This is a genomic window from Streptomyces sp. RLA123 (assembly GCF_056270165.1).
In genome coordinates this window covers 4,513,696-4,531,408 of the sequence record NZ_JBWDOR010000003.1, presented here as the reverse complement: position 1 = coordinate 4,531,408, position 17,713 = coordinate 4,513,696, and the positions used below count along the sequence as shown (strand labels likewise).

Here is a 17,713-nt window from a genome sequence, read left to right as displayed (position 1 = left end):
ACGTCAGGGACGCCGGACGCCCACCGCCACCGCCTAACGGGTGGTGCGGTGGGTGTCGCGCGTGCGGCGGAGCCGGTTGACGGTGACGGGGGCGTGGGCGAGTGCCTCGGGATCGTCGAGGAGCGCGTTCAGGAGCTGGTAGAACCGCGTCGGCGAGATCCCGAGCCGCTCCCGTATCGCCCGTTCCTTCGCGCCGGGGCCCGCCCACGCGCGGCCGGCGATGTCGAGGACGGCACGGTCCTGGTCGGTGAGGGTCACCTCGTCACGATAGCCCCCGTGGTGAGGGACATATGAGGTCTGCACCACACTGCCTTCCCCTTGTGCGGCCGCACCGAAGTGCCTGGCGGCGAGCCGAACGGGATCTCTTTCGCCGAGTGGACTAGACCTTTTGCGCTGTCTCACGCGAGACTGTCCTCCGTGAGACACGTCATCGCCCTCGATGTGGGCGGCACCGGCATGAAGGCCGCTCTGGTCGCGGCGGACGGCACGCTGCTCCACGAGGCACGCCGTGCGACCGGCCGGGACCGCGGGACCGAGGCCGTCGTCGCGTCCGTGCTGGACTTCGCCGCGGAACTGCGGGCGTACGGGGCGGACGCGTACGGCGAGCCCGCCGCCGCGGCCGGCGTGGCCGTGCCCGGACTGGTCGACGAGCGGGCGGGCGTCGCGGTGTTCTCCGCGAACCTCGGCTGGCGCGACCTGCCGCTGCGCGACCTGCTCTCCCGCCGCCTGGACGGCACGCCGGTGGCCCTCGGCCACGACGTGCGCTCCGGGGGCCTGGCCGAGGGCCGGCTCGGCACCGGGCGCGGCGCGGAGCGCTTTCTCTTCGTCGCCCTGGGCACCGGCATCGCGGGCGCCATCGGCATCGAGGGGCGGGTCGAGGCCACCGAGCTCGGGCACATCGTCGTCCGTCCCGGCGGCGCGGCCTGCGGCTGCGGCCAGCACGGCTGCCTGGAGACCATCGCCTCCGCCTCCGGCGTGGCCCGCGCCTTCGGCGCCGAGGCCGCCGAGTGCGCCACCGCCGTCGCCGCGGGCGACCCGCGGGCCGTCGCCGTATGGGACGAGGTGGTCGCCGCCCTCGCGGACGGCCTGGTCACCGGGATCACCCTGCTGACGCCGCAGACGCTGATCATCGGCGGCGGGCTGGCCGAGGCCGGTGACACGCTCTTCGCGCCGCTGCGCGCGGCCGTCGAGGAGCGGCTGACGTTCCAGAAACTCCCCCTCATCGTGCCGGCGGCCCTCGGGGACACCGCCGGATGCCTGGGCGCAGGGCTGCTGGCCTGGGATCTTCTCTCCCTGGAGGTGACCGCTTGACTGCGGAACCAACCGTGCTGACCGGTGCCCGCGCAGTGCTGCCGGACGGTGTCGTCGACGGCGGCCGGATCACGGTCGAAGGCCGCTCGATCGTCGCGGACGACCCGCGCCGGCGAGTGGCCGCACGCGATCTGTCCGGGCACTGGATCGTCCCCGGCTTCGTGGACATCCATGTGCACGGCGGCGGCGGCGCGTCCTTCTCTGCCGCCCGCGCGGAGGACGTCCTCACCGGCGTCGACACCCACCGCCGGCACGGCACCACCACCATGGTCGCCTCCACGGTCACCGGCGAGCTGGACGACCTCGCCCGGCAGGCCGCGCTGCTGTCCGAGCTGGTCGAGCAGGGCGACCTGGCGGGCATCCACTTCGAGGGGCCCTTCATCTCCCCGCACCGCTGCGGGGCCCACAAGCCGTCGCTGCTGCGCGACCCGGACCCCGCGGACGTCCGCAAGCTGATCGACGCCGCCCGCGGCGCCGCGCGGATGGTGACCCTCGCGCCGGAACTCCCGGGCGGGCTCGACTCCGTACGGCTGCTGGCGGAGCACGGCGTCATCGCCGCCGTCGGCCACACCGACGCGGCGTACGAGGCCACCTTGGAGGCCATCGACGCCGGTGCCACCGTCGCCACGCACCTGTTCAACGCGATGCCCACCCTGCTGCACCGCACGCCCGGCCCCATCGCCGCGCTGCTGGAGGACGAGCGGGTCACCGTCGAGCTGATCAACGACGGCGTCCACCTGCACCCGGCCGTCCTCGAACTGGCCTTCCGCAGCGCCGGTGCCGACCGGGTGGCCTTCATCACCGACGCCATGGACGCGGCCGGCTTCGGCGACGGCCGCTACCTGCTCGGCCCCATGGAGGTCGACGTCACCGACGGCATCGCCCGGCTGGTCGAGGGCGGCTCCATCGCCGGTTCCACCCTGACCCTGGACATCGCCTTCAAGCGGGCCGTCACGGTGGATCGGATCCCGGTCACCGACGCCGTACGCGCCCTGAGCGCCAACCCGGCGCGGCTGCTGGGCGCGTACGACCGGATCGGCTCGCTGGAGCCCGGCAAGGACGCGGACCTGGTGGTGCTGAACGAGGCGTTCGACCTGGTCGGCGTCATGCGCAAGGGGCAGTGGGTCGTCGAGCCGTAGTGGTGCGGGCGGACCTCCGGCCGTTGCTGTCCGGCGCCGGAGGCCCGCCCGGTCATGGGAGGCGGGGCGTCACTGCCCGGCCTTCTCGCCCTTCGGCCCGACGGCGAACCATGTCCCGCCGACGCCCTGGCCGTTGAGGTCGCCGGGCCTGGTGTCCCCCGCGAAGCGGTAGACCGGCATGCCGCCCACCGTCAGCTGCACCTGGCCGTCCTGGCGGCGGATGGCGCCCACCTGGTCGCGGTCCACGCCCGCCAGGTAGACGTTGCCGCCCTGCTGGATGGTGACCGCGGGCCACTGGACGGCGCAGGCGTCGTTGCAGTGCGACTGCGTCGGGTCGGCGCTGTCCGGGTCGAAGCGGTACAGCGCAGCCTGGTTGATGTTGATCAGGTGCGGGGCCGTCACCGGCGGCGAGGTGACCGCGGACAGCTGGACCCAGCGCGGGGGGCTCTCCTGGACGGCCGCCCCCACGACCGTGCCGCCGTCGCCGGTCAGCCCGGCCTGGGCGGCCGTGCGGTCGACGACCTGAAGCGCGGTGTTGCCCGCGGGCTGCGACGCGGCGGGGGGCGCCGCGGGCGGGGTCGCGGCGGGCGCGGCAGGCGCGGAGGCGGCCGGGGCCGCCGGGGCCGAGGTGTCGCCGATGGTGATGGTCTTGCCGCACCCGGCCAGGCCCGCCACGCCGCACAGGACGACCGCGCCGGCGACGACCGCGCGGCGTACGGGACCGCGCGGGGCGGCGCCGGAGAAGTGGAGGAGAGAGGTCACCCCCGGTACACGAGGCCGCGTCCGGAACGGTTCACCCCTCTTCGCGGGCGTCCCCGGGAAGCCGATTGAACCCCGCGGCCCGTCCCGCCCGTGTGAACCGTGAGGCCGCAACCGGCCGAGCACGAGGGGATCGGCATGGCCCAGGACATCAACATACCGGGGGACGAACTGCGGGAGGCCCAGCAGATGCTGGACTTCGTCCACGACTTCATCGACATCGGGCACCACACGTTCGACTTCGACGCGGCATTCGGCCCCGAGCTCTCCCACGGCTCGGCGCAGCACTTCGAGAACAAGTGGGAGGACGGCAAGAAGCAGCTCCAGAAGCAGGTCAAGGGGATCCGGGACGCCATCGGGAGCATCCTGGACTCCTTCGACAAGACCGACCAGGACGCCGCTGCGAACCTCGACGACGGAAAGAGTGGCCAGTGAGCACCGCGCACCGTTTCCTGCTCGACATCCCCGACCTGTGGGACACCGTCGACCTCAGCGGGGAGGAGCTGTCCAGGACCCGCGCCAAGGCGCTCGCCACCACCGACGACCCCCGCGAGAAGGCCCGGATCAACGACATGTTCCGGCAGGCGCGGGAGGTGAGCCGGGCCGCGCGGCGGCACGGCGCCCTGCTCGCCGCCGGCACCGCGACCCTCTACGGCGAGGACCTGTTCATGGCCTACGGCATGGTCTTCGCCGTCACCACACCCGAGGGCTCGGAGCTGACGCTCCCGGTGCTCTCCGCGCAGCTGGGGGTCTCCTCCGCGAACGGGACGGCGCCCAAGGACCGGGTGATCAGCTCCGTGAAGGTACCCCACGTGGGCACCGTGGCCCGGGTGACCGGCACCGAGACCACCCGGCTGACCGGCGACATCGACGTCGAGCTGCTGACCATGCACACGATGATGCCGGTCCCCGGGCGCACCGACGACTTCCTGGTCGTCACCCTCGCCAGCCCCAACCTGCCGCTGAGGAACGAGGTGTACGACCTCTTCGACGCCATCACCGGCACCTTCCGCTTCCTCACCGAGGAGGGCGAGCCGCTGGTGCCCGTCGGCGGTGGACGGTGACCAGGAGCTCCGGGCGCCAGGCCGCCGACGGCCCGGTCAGCCGCAGACGCCGGCGAAGACCCGGGTGAAGGCCGCCGACGCGAGGATGCCCGCGGTGTGCCCGGATACGGCGCACGACTCCGCGTACTCGAAGACCGGCCGCCAGTGGCGGGCCGGCAACTCCTCGAAGGGCTGGTGGACCCGCGCCTCCTGAGACCGGGTACGTACACGAAGGGCGGCCGGGACATCGCGTCCCGGCCGCCCTTCGTGTACGTACCCGGCGTCAGACCTCCGTGCCGGACAGCGGCACCTGCACCGCCCGCACCGACCCGTCGCCGAGGTGCAGCAGACCGCGGCCGGGCTGCGGAGCCTGGCCGACCACCCCGCGGGACAGCTTGACGCCGATGACCTCGCCGTCGGCCAGGCCCTGAGGCGACAGCAGCATGCCGGTGCGGTTCCGCTTCACCTGGCCCATCCAGCCGGCCAGGCTGAGCGCCAGCGACTCGGCGTTGCCCGCCGCCAGCACGCCCCAGCCGTTGCCCGCCCCGCCCCGGGCGAGCAGCGCCAGGTCGGCGTCGATGTCGGCGCCCATGAACAGCTCGGCGTCGTCCACGACGACCACCGCGTTGTCCTGCGGGATGTCGCCGAGCACCTGCCGGAACTCCTCGACCGTCACCTGCGCGTCGGTGATCACGGCCGCCACCCCGGGCCTGCCCTCCAGATCGCGCAGCGGTGAGCGGCGCGGCACCAGCAGGACCAGGCCCGTGCCCTCCGCCAGCAGCGAGTGCGCCGCGGTGAGCAGCACCGTGCTGCGGCCGGTCCGCGGGGGTCCGGCGACGACGAACGTGGGGACGTCGGCGAGGTCCGGGCCCAGCGAGGTGAGGCTGTCGCCGCCGACCGCCACCAGCGGGCGCATCGGCCCGCGGCGGGTGTGCAGCGGTATCGCGTCGCGGTAGGCGATCCGGTCCGGCAGGACGTCCAGGCGCAGCGGCCGGCGTTCCTGCGGCACCCCGGCCTCGCGCTCGGCGAGCGCCGCGCCGAGAGTGGTGAGGAACTGCCCCTGCGCCGCTCCGGAGAGGTCGCCGGTCAGGACCGCGATCTGGGCCTCAGCGAGGTCCAGGGTGCGGATGCCGCGCCCGGGGGCCGGGTCGCTCGGCGCCGACTTGGACGGCACGCCGACCGACGAGTAGTCCTGGCGGTCGTTGAGCTTGAGGACGATCTTGTCCTCGGTCGTGCCGGAGAACCGGCTGGAGCCCAGCACCCGGTCGCCCGCGAGCACGAGGTGGACACCGACGCCGGCGCCGTCCCGCAGGAGCCTGATCATGCGCTCCATGAGGCTGCCGTTGTCGTACGCGGTGAACTCGCGCTCGAAGACCTCGAAGCGGTCCACCAGGAGCACGATGTGCGGCAGTCGCTCCCCCGCGGCCTGACTGCGGCGCAGTTCGGCGAGGTCGGCGGCGCCGCGGGTGCCGAGCACGCCCTGCCGGGCGGTGAGTTCGGCGTTCAGCCGGTCCAGCAGCCGGCCCAGACGCTCCACCTGGTTGCGGTCCACGACCGCTCCGCAGTGCGGCAGCGCGGTCAGCGCGTTGAGCGCGCCGTTGCCGCAGTCGATCCCGTACAGATGGACGTCGTCCGCGCCGTGCGCCTGCGCCAGTGCCGCGGCGAGGGTGCGCAGCGACTGGGAACGGCCGCTGCGGGGCGAGCCGATGAGGTGCAGATGGCCCGCCCGGTCGATGTCGAACTCCAGCGGGGCGCGGGTCTGCCGGGCGGGCAGGTCCACCGTCCCGTAGGCGACGGACGGCAGTTCGGCTTCCCGGTCGACGGCCGGCCCGGGCGCGGGCGGAGCCGTCCACTCCAGCACCTCCGGCAGCGCGGGCAGCCAGGGGCTGGGCTGCCGGGGCACGTCGGCCAGTCGCGCGGCCTGGGCGACGGCCGCGGTGAGGACCGCGAGGTCCGTGACCGCCTCGGCCTGGGCCAGGCCCGAACCGCCCTTGCGGGAGCGGCCGGTGGGCAGCGGGCCGCCGAGCTCCCGCCAGGTCACCGCGTGGGCCCGGACCGGCACCTCGGTGCCCGCGGCGACCGCACCGCCGGGCCGCCGGCCGCCGACCCGCCCGGACTGGAACGGCAGCAGCGCCGACGGTCCGAGGCGCGCGTAGGCGCGTCCCGGGTTGGCGGGCGAGATCTCACCGGAGTCGGGGGCGTCGATGATGTCCCGGCTCTCGGTGGTGTCCGTGGTGCGCAGCGCGATCCGCAGATTGGTGTTGGCCCGGATGTCCGGGGTGACCGCGCCACCGGGACGCTGGGTCGCCAGCACCATGTGGATGCCCAGCGAGCGCCCGCGCTGGGCGATGTTGACCAGGCCCGAGATGAAGTCGGGCAGTTCGCGCACCATGGACGCGAACTCGTCGACGACCAGGAGCAGCCGGGGCAGCGGCGGCAGCACGTCGCCGCCGCGGGACCGCTTGTCGAGGTAGTCCTCGATGTCCTTGGCTCCGGCCCCCGCCAACTGCGTCTCCCGGCGCCGCAGTTCGGCGCCGAGCGAGACCAGGGCGCGCTCCACCAGGTGCGTGTCCAGGTCGGTGACCAGACCGACGGTGTGCGGCAGGTCGGCGCACTCGGCGAAGGCGCTGCCGCCCTTGTAGTCGATGAGCACGAAGGTCATCTCGTCCGGCCGGTTCACGACCGCGAGCGTGGCGACCAGGGTCTGCAGCAGCTCGGACTTGCCCGAACCGGTGGTGCCCGCGATCAGCGCGTGCGGTCCGTCGCGGACCAGGTCGACCGAGAAGTCCCCGTCGTAGCCGGTGCCCAGAATCGCCCGCGTGCTGCGGCCGCCGAGCGACCAGCCGGCCACCACCGCCTCCGCGGTGGGCGGTTCGATGCCCAGCAGGTCCAGCAGCCGCACCGATCCGGGCAGGGCGCTCTCGTCGCCGTCCCCGACGCCACGCAGCGGCGCCAGCGCCCGCCCGAAGCGGTCGTACCAGGCCGGCTCCGGCGAGTCGGTGCGTACGCCCTCCAGGGCGGAGCCCGTTCCGGTGCGGACCCGCGAGACGCCCTTCGCGGCGTCCCCGGTGACGACGACCGCGCCGCACTCCTCGGGCAGCAGCCGCTCCTCGCGGTCGATGCACAGGGTGTGGACACCCACCGACGGCCCGTCGCGCAGCAGGGCGATCACGCCGGGCAGCGAGCGGGCCCTGCGGGCCTGCTCCAGCACGACCAGGATGTCGGGGTAGCCGTGGACGCCGCCGCGGACCAGATCCGGTCCCGCCGCCATACGGGACGTGACGATCTGGCCGAGTTCGCCGATGCGGCGGGCCAGCGATTCCGCGGTGCTGCCCACCAGCGCATAGGCGTCCTCGCCCTGTGCCTGCGCGTGCGGCAGCCAGCGGGTCCACGACCACGCCGATTCCCCGTCGGGCCCGGCGAGCACGACGATCCGCAGGTCGGCCGGGCTGTGCAGGGCGGCGGCCTGGGCCGTCATCCACCCGGCGAGCCGCTCCGCGCCGGGACCGGCGAGCCCTGCCACTCCCGCCCTGCGCAGCGGCACCGAGACCGGCACCTGGCCCAGGAGCGGCACGGTGATGCGCCGGTGCTCGTCCTGGGTGGGGTCCTCGACGCTCAGCGACGAGGGAAGATCCGCCGTCCCCACCCGCACGGACAGGAAGTCGGGGTCCTGCCAGCGTCGTTCCCACAGCCGCTCGGACGGCCGCACGGCCATCTGCAGCAGGGAGGCCGGATCGGGCAGCGACAGCCGCAGGCCGCGCTGCTCCTCCAGGACGGCGGACTCGACGTCCGCCTCGACCCGTCGCAGCGTGCCCTCGTACTCCTCCTTCTTCTCCAGGTACTTCAGCATCGCCTGCTTGCGCCCGCCGAACTGGGTGAACAGCGCGGCGAGCGGCGAGAGCAGGGCGATGAAGACGAAGACCCAGCTCTTGGTGACGAAGACGGCGATCGCGGCGCTGCCCGCGGGCAGCAGCAGGATCGGCAGCAGCGGGACGGGCCGCTTGTCGGGCCGCACGGGCGGTGTCGGCAGCCGGAACTTGCCGCCCGCGCGAGCGGGCAGGAAGCGCGGCGGCCGGTTGAACTCCAGGCCCAGGCCATCGGCGGCCGGGGTCAGCGGCGCGGTCGCCGCCTCGCGCGACGCCAGCTCCAGCAGGGTGTCGCCCACGGCGAGCTGACTGCCCTCGCGCCAGGCCGTACCGGCCGCCGGCGGCCTGCCGTCGAGCAACGCGTCGGCGGCGGACAGCAGTTCCGCGCCGCCGTCGAGCCGCACCCGGATCCGGGCCGCGAACGCCGGGGCGTCCTCGGCCAGCCGGATGCGGCAGGTGCGGTCGCTGCCGAGGTCGTACTCACCGGGCACCAGCCGGAAGACCGTGCCCGCGCCCCGCCCCGACACCAGCCGGATCTCGGTGCGGCCCTCCGGCTCGGACTCCGCCGGCAGGGCGGACCCGAGCCCGAGGTCCATGCCGTCGCGCACCCCGGCGGCCTGAAGCGTGGCCTCCGGGTCGATCTCCCCGGCCCCGGTGTACAGGGCGGGATCCCCCGCCCCCGTCCCGCCGGCCCCCTCGTGGTCGACGGCCCGCGCGAGTTCGGCCGCGAGGGCGCCGGCCCGCGCGGTCGGCTCGGTCTCGACGACGACGGTGGTGGACACCCCCTCGACCCGGGGGTCACGGACGCTGACGTTCAAACGCACGATGCATCGTCTTTCTCACGAAGGGGCGGGACGGGGCGACGGGGGCACCGGCCTCAGCCGAGGTTGGAGCCGAGCTGGTCGTCGGTCTGGGAGAATGCGTCGCCGACGGACCGGACGTACTGCCCGATGCCCTGCAGACCCTGGTTGACCTGGTCGAAGCCCTTGGCGAACTCGTCGAAGAACGGCGAGAACTTCTGCTGGGCCGCCGGGGTGCTGTAGCCGTTGGCGAGCAGGTTGGAGATCTTTCCCTTGACCTCGCTCAGCTTGTCCTGGAGCTGCGAGAAGTCGTTGAGCAGCGCCTGCGAGGTGGAAGCGGTCTCGTCCGAGTTGACGCGGTAGTCGGGCATGTCGGTACTCCTTGCGTGATCGGGTGAAGCATCCGTCCCTCCGGGGGACGGAGGTCTGTGAAGGTGCGGGTCCGGGGCGGCGCTAGCGGCCGTCGGAGCCCGTCGTCCCGTCGCCTCCGGCGGGACTGTTCGGCGCGGTGGCGAAGCCGTCGCTGCCGGCGGGGCTGGTGGGCGCGGTGGCCAAGCCGTCGCTGCCGGAACCGGAACCGGCCGGTGAGGCGCCGGTGCCCTGCGGGCTCGCCGGGCTCTGCGGCGGGATGTCCAGCGGGGTCAGCGGCGGTCGGCCGGTGGGCGAGGTCGGCGACGGCGGCAGCGGCACGTTCGCCGGGTCCACCGCGGGCGCCGGGCCGGATCCCGTGTGCGGGGCGGCAGGGGCCGCGGGCGGGGTCGGCGAAGCGGGCGGGGTGTGCGCGCCGGGCCCGGTGGGCGAGGTCGGCGACGGCGGCAGCGGCACATTCGCCGGGTCCACCGCGGGCGCCGGGCCGGTGCCCGCGTGGGAAGCCGGGGCGGTGGCGCCCGGGCCCGTGGAGCCCTTGACGGGGATGCCGTCGGCGACACCGTCGATCTTGCGTCCGAGCCCCGCGACACCGACCGGTCCCGAACCCAGCTTGGGCGCGGAGTTGGCGATCTCCCCGGCCGCGACCTCGTTGGGGTCGCCGCCCTGGGCGACCCCGACACCGATCTTCGCTCCGAGCGTCGAGCCCTCCTCGACGAAGCCGCCGACCTGGTCGGAGGCCCGCTTGCCGATCGTGTCGCCCAGCGCGGGATCGGTGGTGTCGCCGAACCGCCCGCCGCCTCCGGCAGGGACCGGCGGATTGCCGCGCGCGGAACCGATCCTGCCGATACCGCCCTTGAACGCCGTCCCGGCCACCGCGCCTGCCGCGGCCCCGGCGAAGACGCCGGCCGCGGTGATCTTGTCGTGGTTGGCGGCCTTGGCGCCCGCCTCCAGCGCGGAGTTGGTCAGGAACTTGCCGGTGACATCCACGGCCGTCTTGCCCACCGGGTTGGCCAGCACCGCCCCGACCGCCTTGTTGGCGGTGACGGAGTCGCCGACCTTGGTGATCGTCCCGGAGACCTTGGCGATGGTCCCGGAGTTCTTGATCGCGGCGACCACACCCGGGGCGATCGCCTGGACCGCCTTGCTGCCGAGCCGGAACAGCGAGGCACCGGGGATGATGCCGATCAGTCCGGCGACGAAGTCGCCCGCCTTGACGCCGCCCGTCTGACTCGCCACCACTTGGTTGAAGACGAACAACGCCCCGCCGAGCAGCGCGCCCACCACCGGGAAGAACACGGCCACCACGGCGATCAGCGCGGCCAGCAGGATCTGGACGAACGGGAAGTCCTTGAAGAAGTCGGCGATCTTCTGGAAGACGTTGCGCTCGGGAATCGCCTCCGACGCCGCGCGGTCCAGGACGTCGGCGCAGGTGCGCTGGGCGGACTCCCGCATCTGCTTGGCCTGCTGGGCCAGGCTCTTGGCCGCGCCGAGCTCGCTGCTGCCCGCGTCGATGTCGTCCTGGACCGCGCGGGCCTGCGACTTCTCCTCGTCGGTGGGGTTCTCGCCGAGCGCCTTGGGGGTCTGGCCCGCCTTGGCCGCGGCGGAGCGGGCCTGGTCGACGGCGCGGTCGAAGGTGTCCTGCGCGTCCTGGAGGCGGGGGATGTAGTCGCTGTAGGCGCGGGCCGCGTCGTGGTACGACGTCGCCGTCTTGTTCAGCTTGTCGGGAAGGTCGTCGCCGATCTTCTCCTTGAGCTGGTCCATGGCCGAGCCCCGGCCGCGGGAGACGGTGCCGTCCTTCTTGAGGATGTTCAGCGCCTTCTCCGCCGCGTCGCCGACGTCCTGGTACCGCTTGACGACCCCCCGGATCAGATCGGGATCCCCCGGCGTCGGGTCGCGGTCGAGCCCGACGAGGCGGAAGTCCTCGTCGCTCGCGTTCCGGCGTCCCATCCTTGCCCCTCCCAGGTCCGTGTTCGTTGTCGCTTGCCACACGGCACCCACCGGGACTTGGTTCAGATCTCTTTCGAACCTTTTTCCCGCGGCGCTCCGTGTAGGAAGTGACGGAGCCGGGGACCGGGGGGCCCGGCACGCACACGACGACTTGGGTGGAGACGATGAGAGACGGCGTCAGCGCCACAGGGCGGCACCGGCCGGGTGCCGCGACGACCGCACCCGCACCCGCCCACGGGACGGCCGTACGCCGCGCCGCGGCCGCGGTACTGCTCGCGCTCTGGGCCCTGTTCGCGGCGAGCGCCGCCCCGGCGAGCGCCGACGACCAGCTGGTGAAGGTGTTCGTGGTGCAGGACACCGCGACGGTCGGGGGCGTCCCCGCGACCCTGTCGTCCGTCGCGGCGAGCACCCTCGGCGACCCCGCGCGCGCCGGTGAGATCTTCGACCTCAACCGCGGGCAGGCGCAGGCCGACGGCTCCGCCCTCACCAGCCCGGACGAGCAACTGCACCCCGGCTGGATCCTGCGCCTGCCGCAGGACGCCTCCGGCCCCGACGTCCAGCTGGCCCGGGACACCGCCGCCCAGCACGCCTCCGCGCCCCCGACCGCCACCGGCACGGACACGGGGACGGCGACGGGGACCGGCGGCGCGTTCACCATTCCGCTGCCGGCCGCGATCGCGGTGCTGGGCGCGGTGCTGCTCGCCCTGGTGACCGCGGGCATCGTCGGCAGGCGCCGGGTGCGCGCCGCGTGGGCCGCCGCGGGCCGCACGGTGCGCCGGCTCGGCGATCCCGTCGCCCGGCGGCGCCGGCTGGCCCTGCGCCGTACGCTGAGCCGGCGCTTCGCCGCCGACGCCGGCTCCGTGCACCGCGCCTACGCGGCCGCCGCCGACCTGTCCGGCCCCGGGGACGTCCCGGAGCGACCGGTGCACGCCCTGCGCGTGGACAGCGCCGGCGTGACCGCGTGGCTGACCCCCGGAGACGTGCCGGGCGCCCCCTGGACGGCACTCGACGGGCCGGAGGGCACACGGTGGCGTCGCACCGCCGACACCGCGGCGGCGTCCCGGGCCCCGGACGACCGGGCCTGCCTGGTGCGCGTCGGCGTCGAAGCGGACGGGGAGCCGGTCTTCTACGACCTCAGCCGGCTCGACGGGATCCTCAGTGTCACCGGAGACCGCGCCGTCGCCCACGACGTGGTGAACGGCCTGCTCGAAGAGGTCGCCCGGAGCCGCCCCGGCACCCCGGTGACCGTCCTGCGCGGCAGCGAGGACACCTCGCTGCTGACCCTGCCCGGCGGTCTCCGGCAGGTCGTCCGCATCGAGGCGGGCGCGGGGAGGCAGGCGTTTCCGGCGCCCGGGGCCCACGGCACGGTGCGCGCCGCCGCCGCCCGCCGGCCGGTCAGGGGCCTGGTCGTCATCGCCGGCACGCCCACCGGATCGGAGGCCGCCGAACTGGCCGAGCTGTGCGGTCCCGGCGGGGCCGGGTGGACCGGACTGGTCTGCGGCGACGTCGGCGGCGCCCACTGGCGCTGGCAGGCCGGCGCGGACGGCGGCGTGGACATCCCCGTGCTCGGGCTGCGGCTGACGGTCCCCGCCTGAACGGCCCGAGCGGAGTGTACGGCCCGGGCCGGCTGTGCGGTCAGCGCACCGCGACGCCGGCCCGGCTGCGCAGACTGCTGAGCGCGTAGTGCTGCCGGGACTTCACCGTGCCCGCCGGGACCCCGAGGATCCGGGCCGTCTCCTGGACGGTCCTGCCGAACAGATAGGTGTGCACCAGCACTTCTCGGTGCTCCTGCGACAGGTGCCGCAGCAGGGCCCGAGCGTCGACCGAGGCCAGGACGGCGTCGGCGTGGTCGGGCTGGAGCACGTCGTGGTGCTCCGCGCCCACCGTCTCGTGACGGGAGCGGGCGCTGCGGATGCGGTCGATGGCCAGGTTGCGGGCCACCGTGAGCAGCCATCCCCGTACGGAGCCCTCGCTGCCGTACAGCCGGTCGGTGTGGTGCCAGGCCCGGATCAGGGTCTCCTGGACGACGTCCTCGGCCAGGTGGCGGTCACGCAGCAGGCGCTCGACGTAGGCGAGCAGCGGTTTGCCGTGGTCGGCCACCAGCAGGGTCAGCAGATGTCCGGAACGAGCCGCGGGGCGGACACCCGGCGCAGCGGCATGAGTCATGGTCGGTCCTGGAAGGCACAGCTCGTTCCCCGTCAGCGCTCCCGGCTCTCGTACCGGCACCGTCGCACGGCCTGAGCGGTGCGGCGGATCGCCGAAGGACGGGGCGGGGCGGGCGCCGGGCCGGACCGGATGTGGGGCCCGACGCCCGACGGGCACGAAGGTTCGTGCCTGCTTCGGCGATGTTCCTGGCGGAAGCAGCGCGTGGCGCGATCGTAGGCAGGCACCGATGCCGAAAAGCTGACGCGATTCTGACGACCGGCGCCGCAACCCCGCGGGACCGGACGCGGCGACGGCCCGCCGGGGCGTCGGCTGCCCCGGGCGGGCCGCCGGCACGCCCCCGGGCCGGCGCGGACGCGCCGCCCGGGCCGGGGCGGTCAGCCCTTGGCCGCCGGAACGGTCTTGCCGCGGTCGACCGTGATGTCCTTCTTGATCGCGAACCACACGCCCTTGACGTTCTGGCCGTTGGTGTCGCCGGGCCGGCTGTCGCCCTTGAAGGTGTAACCGGGCCAGCAGTTGAAGGCCTCCTGTGCGGTGCCGTTCGGCGTGTTGAAGGTGAACAGCGCCGTGGCGCCGAGGCCCGCGGCCTTGGCGTCGGCGGCGGTGACCGGGGCGGTGGGAGTCCACTTCTGCAGGCAGGCCGCGTCGCACGCGGTCTTCATCGGCCACGGCTGGTCCTTGGTGAACAGGTACAGCGTGTGGCCGTTCTTGTCCTGAAGGATCTTCCCGAGCTTCGGGTCGTTCAGCACGCCGAGGGCCGGGCGCTCCACCCCGGCCTTCCAGCCGTCGGGCTCGGCGGCGTACCAAACACCCTTGACGCCCTGGCCGTTGGTGTCACCGGCCTGGGTGTCCTTGGCGAAGTAGTACAGCGGCTTGCCCGCGAGCGTGAGCTGCTGGGAGCCGTCGGTGCGGGTGATGGAGCCGAGCAGGTCCTGGTTCAGGCCCTTCGCGGTCTGCGTGTCGTCCGCGGGGACCGGCGGCCACTGCACCGCGCAGTCGCCCTCGCAGCTCGATGTGCCGGGCGTGGTGTCCTTGTTGAAGACGTAGACGGTCCTGCCCTTGCCGTCGACGACGATCGTCTTGAGCTTGGCGTCGGTGCGCACTGCCAGTCCGGACGCCGCCTCCGTCACCGGCGGGGCCGACTCCGTGTCGCCCACACTGGGATAGCCGGACACCGCGTTCACCACCGGCTGCTGCACCGACGCCGGTGCGGCCCCCGTGCCGGTCTGCGTACCGCAGGCCGTGACAGCCGTCAGCACCAGGGCCGTACCGGTCAGGAACAGGGCGTTCCGCGCGTTCTTGTTCATCGCACTTCCTCAGGTCCACCAGACGTCCGCTCCGCGCTGGAGCTACGCCGCTATACACGGACCCGTGGCACCCCTGGGTTCAGTCCGGTGTCGCGCAATTTTTCGCGGACCCCCTCGGCGTCGGGATGGCCGATGCCGTCCAGGATGGCCAGCGCCTGCCGCAGCGCGCCTGCCGCGCCGGTGGTGGCGCCGGTGGCGATGTGGGTGTCGGCGATGTGCACGAGGGTGTCGGCCTCCAGGTACGCGTCCCTGATCTCCCGGAATATCAGCAGCGCCCGCCGGAAGCAGTCCAGCGCCTCCTGGTGACGGTGCAGTTGGTGGTAGGCGCAGCCCAGGCTGTCCCACGCGGCGGCCTCGCCGTTGCGGTCGCCGGTCTCCTGGTGGATGGCCAGCGAACGGCTGCACTCCTTCAGGGCCTTGTCGTACTCACCGAGCAGCATGTGCGTCCAGCCGACCTCGTTGTGCACGCTGGCCTCGCCGTTGAGCTGCCCTGCCGAGCGGTACAGCTCGCCGGCGAGCCCGTAGTGTCGCAGCGCGTCGGCGTGCCGTCCGTGCCGGTTGGACAGGAAGGCCCAGTAGCGGTGGACCCGGGCCTGACCGCAGGGTTCGCCGATCTCCCCGAACAACTGGAGGGCGCGCAGCAGATGTTCGCGCGCGCCTTCCCAGCGGTCGAGCCGCCCGAGCGCGAAGCCCAGCGCCCGGTGGGTGTGGGCCTGGCCGAGGACGTCGCCCTGCCGCTGCGCGGCCGTGGTGGCCGTGGTCTGGGCCGTCCTCTGTTCCTGCCAGCGGCCGTTGCGGTCCAGGTACAGCTCCAGCACGACGGCCAGCCGCCAGCTGTGCGCCCCGTCCCCGTACCGGCCGTCGTGCTCGATGACGGCCAGCAGCACGGGCCGTTCGTCGTCCAGCCAGTCGGCCGCGGCGCGCTCGTCGGTGAAGCGCTCGGGAACGGTGTGGGCCGCCGGGCGGCTCAGCGCGATCCGTTCGCGGTGCGGGGCGAGCGCGGTGTCGGCGGCGTGCGCGCTGTGCAGGTAGTGGTCGAACAGCCGGACGCCGGCCGCGGCCGCCTCCGCCGGGTCGTCGTGCTCGCCGGCCAGTTCCTTCGCGTACGCCCGCAGCAGCCCGTGCGAGGAGAACCTGCACGGCGCGTTCTCGAAGAGCAGATGCGCCCGGACCAGCTCCGTGAGCAGCGCGCGCGTCGGCCCGGCGCGCCGGGCCGCCAGACTCGCCACGGCGGCCGGCGACCAGTCGGGACCGGGGTGCACGGCCAGCAGCCGGAACAGCCGGGCCGCCTCCGGGCTCAGCGCCTGGTACGACCACGAGAAGACGCAGCGCGCGTCGCCCAGCGGCGGCTCGCCGGTGAAGGCGTCGAGGCTGCCGTGGCTCTCCCGCAGCTCGTCGGCGATGGCGGACAGCGGGAAGCCCGGGTTCAGGGCCGCGCGGGCGCTGACGATGGCCAGCGCCAGAGGGAGCCGCCCGCACAGCGCCACGATCTCCGCCGTGGCCTGCGGTTCCGCGGCGACCCGTTCGGCACCCAGCCGCAGGGCCAGCAGTTCCTCCGCGTCGCCTTCGCCGAGCAGGTCCAAGGTCAGCGAACGGGCGCCCTCGGCGGCCACCAGCCCCTGGAGCTGATGGCGGCTGGTGACGACGGCCAGACAGCCGGGCGCGGACGGCAGCAGCGGACGGACCTGCTCGGAGTCGCGGGCGTTGTCCAGCACGACCAGGACACGGCGGCCGGCCAGCAGGCTGCGGTAGAGCGCGGCTTGCGCCTCCAGCCCCGCGGGGATACGGCCGACGGGTGTCCCGAAGGCGTCGAGCAGCGCGCGCAGCGCCTCGGCCGTGCCCATGGCCGCACCCGTGAGGTGGAAGCCGCGCAGGTCGAGATAGAGCTGGCCGTCCGGGAAACGGTCGGCGACCTGATGGGCCCAGTGCACGGCCAGGGTGGTCTTGCCCACCCCCGCCATGCCGCTGATCACCACGGCCTGCGCCGGCTCCGCCGGGACGGGAAGCAGCGTCCGGGACAGCTCCAGCTCCGAACGCCGCCCGGAGAAGGCGGCGAGGTCCCGGGGCAGCTGCGCCGGGCGCAGCAGCGCGGTGTCTCCCGGGGCGTCCGCCGTGACGTCCGCTGCGTGTGCGGCGTGTGCGGCGTGTGCTCCGTCAGCGGCGGGGCCCCCGGACGCGGGCGCCGGTTCCGCCGGCGCCGGCCGGTCCACGGCCGTGCCGTCCAGCACCCTGTGCTGCGCCTCCCGCAGCTCGGGACCCGGATCGAGGCCGAGCTCGTCGGCGATCCGGGCCCGTACTCCCTGGTAGACCTCCAGCGCCTCCGCCTGGTGCCCGGTCGCGGCCAGCACGTCGATCAGCCGGGCCTGGAGCACCTCGTCCAGCGGGTGGTGCGCGGCGGCCTGGCGCAGGGTGATCAGCACCCGCTCCGTCAGCACCTCGCCCGCCGCCGGCGCGTACCCGGCGGCCTCCTTCACGGCGACCAGGTGCTCGTTGTCCACGGCGGCGAAGACCGGGTGCGCCCGCACCTCGGGCGCGATACCGGAGGCCGTCGGGCCCCGCCACAGACCCAGCGCCTCGACCAGCAGGCCCGTGGCCCGCGCCCGGTCGCCGCGCTGCGCCAGATTCCGCGCCTGTGTGCGCAGCGCCCGGAACTGCAGCAGGTCCAGTTCCGCCGGCTCCACCTCCAGGCGGTAGCCGCCCGCGTCACGGACCAGACGGCGCGAGGCGGCCCCGGACGGCAGCCCGGGTTCGAGCAGCCGGCGCAGCCCGCCGATGTGCCGATGGACCACGTTGACGGCGGTCGTGGGGGGCTCTTGGCCCCACAGAGCGTCCAAAATGGCGTGCAACGGCACCGGTTGCCCACTCTGGGCCAGCAGCAGTGCGAACAGGGCCCGCTGCTTCGGCGGGCCCAGCGTGATCTCGGCACCGTCCCGCCAGGAACGGACCGGCCCGAGGATCTGGAAGCGCACCACCACCCGGCCAAGCTTGGCATGCCCGCCGGATCGCGTC

Annotated in this window: 14 protein-coding genes; 5 read left to right on the top strand and 9 right to left on the bottom strand. The window is 74.2% G+C overall.

The features are described 5' to 3' along the window. Nucleotides 1–33: 33 nt before the first annotated feature. A complete protein-coding gene (locus RV983_RS20630; RefSeq protein WP_475990389.1) occupies nt 34–303 on the bottom strand; it encodes a DUF3263 domain-containing protein in 270 nt (89 codons plus the stop codon). Nucleotides 304–417: 114 nt separating this feature from the next. On the opposite strand from RV983_RS20630, the gene RV983_RS20625 reads away from it, so the two are divergent. Further along, a complete protein-coding gene (locus RV983_RS20625) occupies nt 418–1,311 on the top strand; it encodes an ROK family protein (RefSeq protein ID WP_475987235.1) in 894 nt (297 codons plus the stop codon). Continuing rightward, on the top strand, nt 1,254–2,450 hold the full coding sequence (gene nagA, locus RV983_RS20620) for an N-acetylglucosamine-6-phosphate deacetylase (RefSeq protein WP_475987234.1): 1,197 nt from the start codon (nt 1,254–1,256) through the stop codon (nt 2,448–2,450). Before RV983_RS20625 ends, nagA begins: the two co-directional genes overlap by 58 nt. A 69-nt stretch (nt 2,451–2,519) precedes the next feature. On the opposite strand, the gene RV983_RS20615 is transcribed toward nagA, so the two are convergent. Continuing rightward, nucleotides 2,520–3,212 carry a hypothetical protein gene (locus tag RV983_RS20615; protein WP_475987233.1) on the bottom strand — a complete coding sequence of 231 codons (693 nt, stop codon included), beginning with the start codon at nt 3,210–3,212 and terminating at the stop codon, nt 2,520–2,522. 99 nt (nt 3,213–3,311) lie between these two features. On the opposite strand from RV983_RS20615, the gene RV983_RS20610 reads away from it, so the two are divergent. Next, nucleotides 3,312–3,644, top strand: a complete 333-nt coding sequence (locus tag RV983_RS20610; protein ID WP_475987232.1) for a hypothetical protein — start codon at nt 3,312–3,314, stop codon at nt 3,642–3,644. Further along, nucleotides 3,641–4,273: a hypothetical protein gene (locus RV983_RS20605; protein WP_475987231.1), complete on the top strand. Its 633-nt coding sequence runs from the start codon at nt 3,641–3,643 to the stop codon at nt 4,271–4,273. The genes RV983_RS20610 and RV983_RS20605 overlap by 4 nt, the downstream gene beginning before the upstream one ends. A gap of 36 nt (nt 4,274–4,309) precedes the next feature. Here the strand turns inward: RV983_RS20605 and RV983_RS20600 are convergent, their stop codons facing one another. From RV983_RS20600 to RV983_RS20585, 4 genes are all read right to left on the bottom strand, one after another. Further along, complete coding sequence (locus RV983_RS20600) at nt 4,310–4,432, bottom strand: hypothetical protein (RefSeq protein ID WP_475987230.1); 123 nt, start codon at nt 4,430–4,432, stop codon at nt 4,310–4,312. 103 nt (nt 4,433–4,535) lie between these two features. Then, a complete protein-coding gene (locus tag RV983_RS20595; protein ID WP_475990388.1) occupies nt 4,536–8,936 on the bottom strand; it encodes an FtsK/SpoIIIE domain-containing protein in 4,401 nt (1,466 codons plus the stop codon). Nucleotides 8,937–8,995: 59 nt separating this feature from the next. Continuing rightward, nucleotides 8,996–9,289: a WXG100 family type VII secretion target gene (locus RV983_RS20590; RefSeq protein WP_319662927.1), complete on the bottom strand. Its 294-nt coding sequence runs from the start codon at nt 9,287–9,289 to the stop codon at nt 8,996–8,998. An 82-nt stretch (nt 9,290–9,371) separates the two neighbouring features. Then, nucleotides 9,372–11,234: an ATP synthase subunit B family protein gene (locus RV983_RS20585; protein ID WP_475987229.1), complete on the bottom strand. Its 1,863-nt coding sequence runs from the start codon at nt 11,232–11,234 to the stop codon at nt 9,372–9,374. Nucleotides 11,235–11,389: 155 nt separating this feature from the next. Here RV983_RS20585 and RV983_RS20580 point away from each other — a divergent pair, with 155 nt between their 5' ends. Continuing rightward, nucleotides 11,390–12,829 (top strand): hypothetical protein, encoded by a 1,440-nt coding sequence (locus RV983_RS20580; RefSeq protein WP_475987228.1) that lies wholly within the window; start codon nt 11,390–11,392, stop codon nt 12,827–12,829. 40 nt (nt 12,830–12,869) lie between these two features. Here RV983_RS20580 and RV983_RS20575 read toward each other — a convergent pair whose 3' ends face one another. From RV983_RS20575 to RV983_RS20565, 3 genes are all read right to left on the bottom strand, one after another. Then, nucleotides 12,870–13,400, bottom strand: a complete 531-nt coding sequence (locus tag RV983_RS20575) for a sigma-70 family RNA polymerase sigma factor (protein WP_475987227.1) — start codon at nt 13,398–13,400, stop codon at nt 12,870–12,872. A 374-nt stretch (nt 13,401–13,774) separates the two neighbouring features. After that, entirely contained in the window at nt 13,775–14,704 is a 930-nt protein-coding gene (locus RV983_RS20570) for an SCO0930 family lipoprotein (RefSeq protein WP_475987226.1), read from the bottom strand. Nucleotides 14,705–14,754: 50 nt separating this feature from the next. Further along, a complete protein-coding gene (locus RV983_RS20565; RefSeq protein WP_475987225.1) occupies nt 14,755–17,679 on the bottom strand; it encodes an AfsR/SARP family transcriptional regulator in 2,925 nt (974 codons plus the stop codon). Nucleotides 17,680–17,713 lie beyond the last annotated feature (34 nt).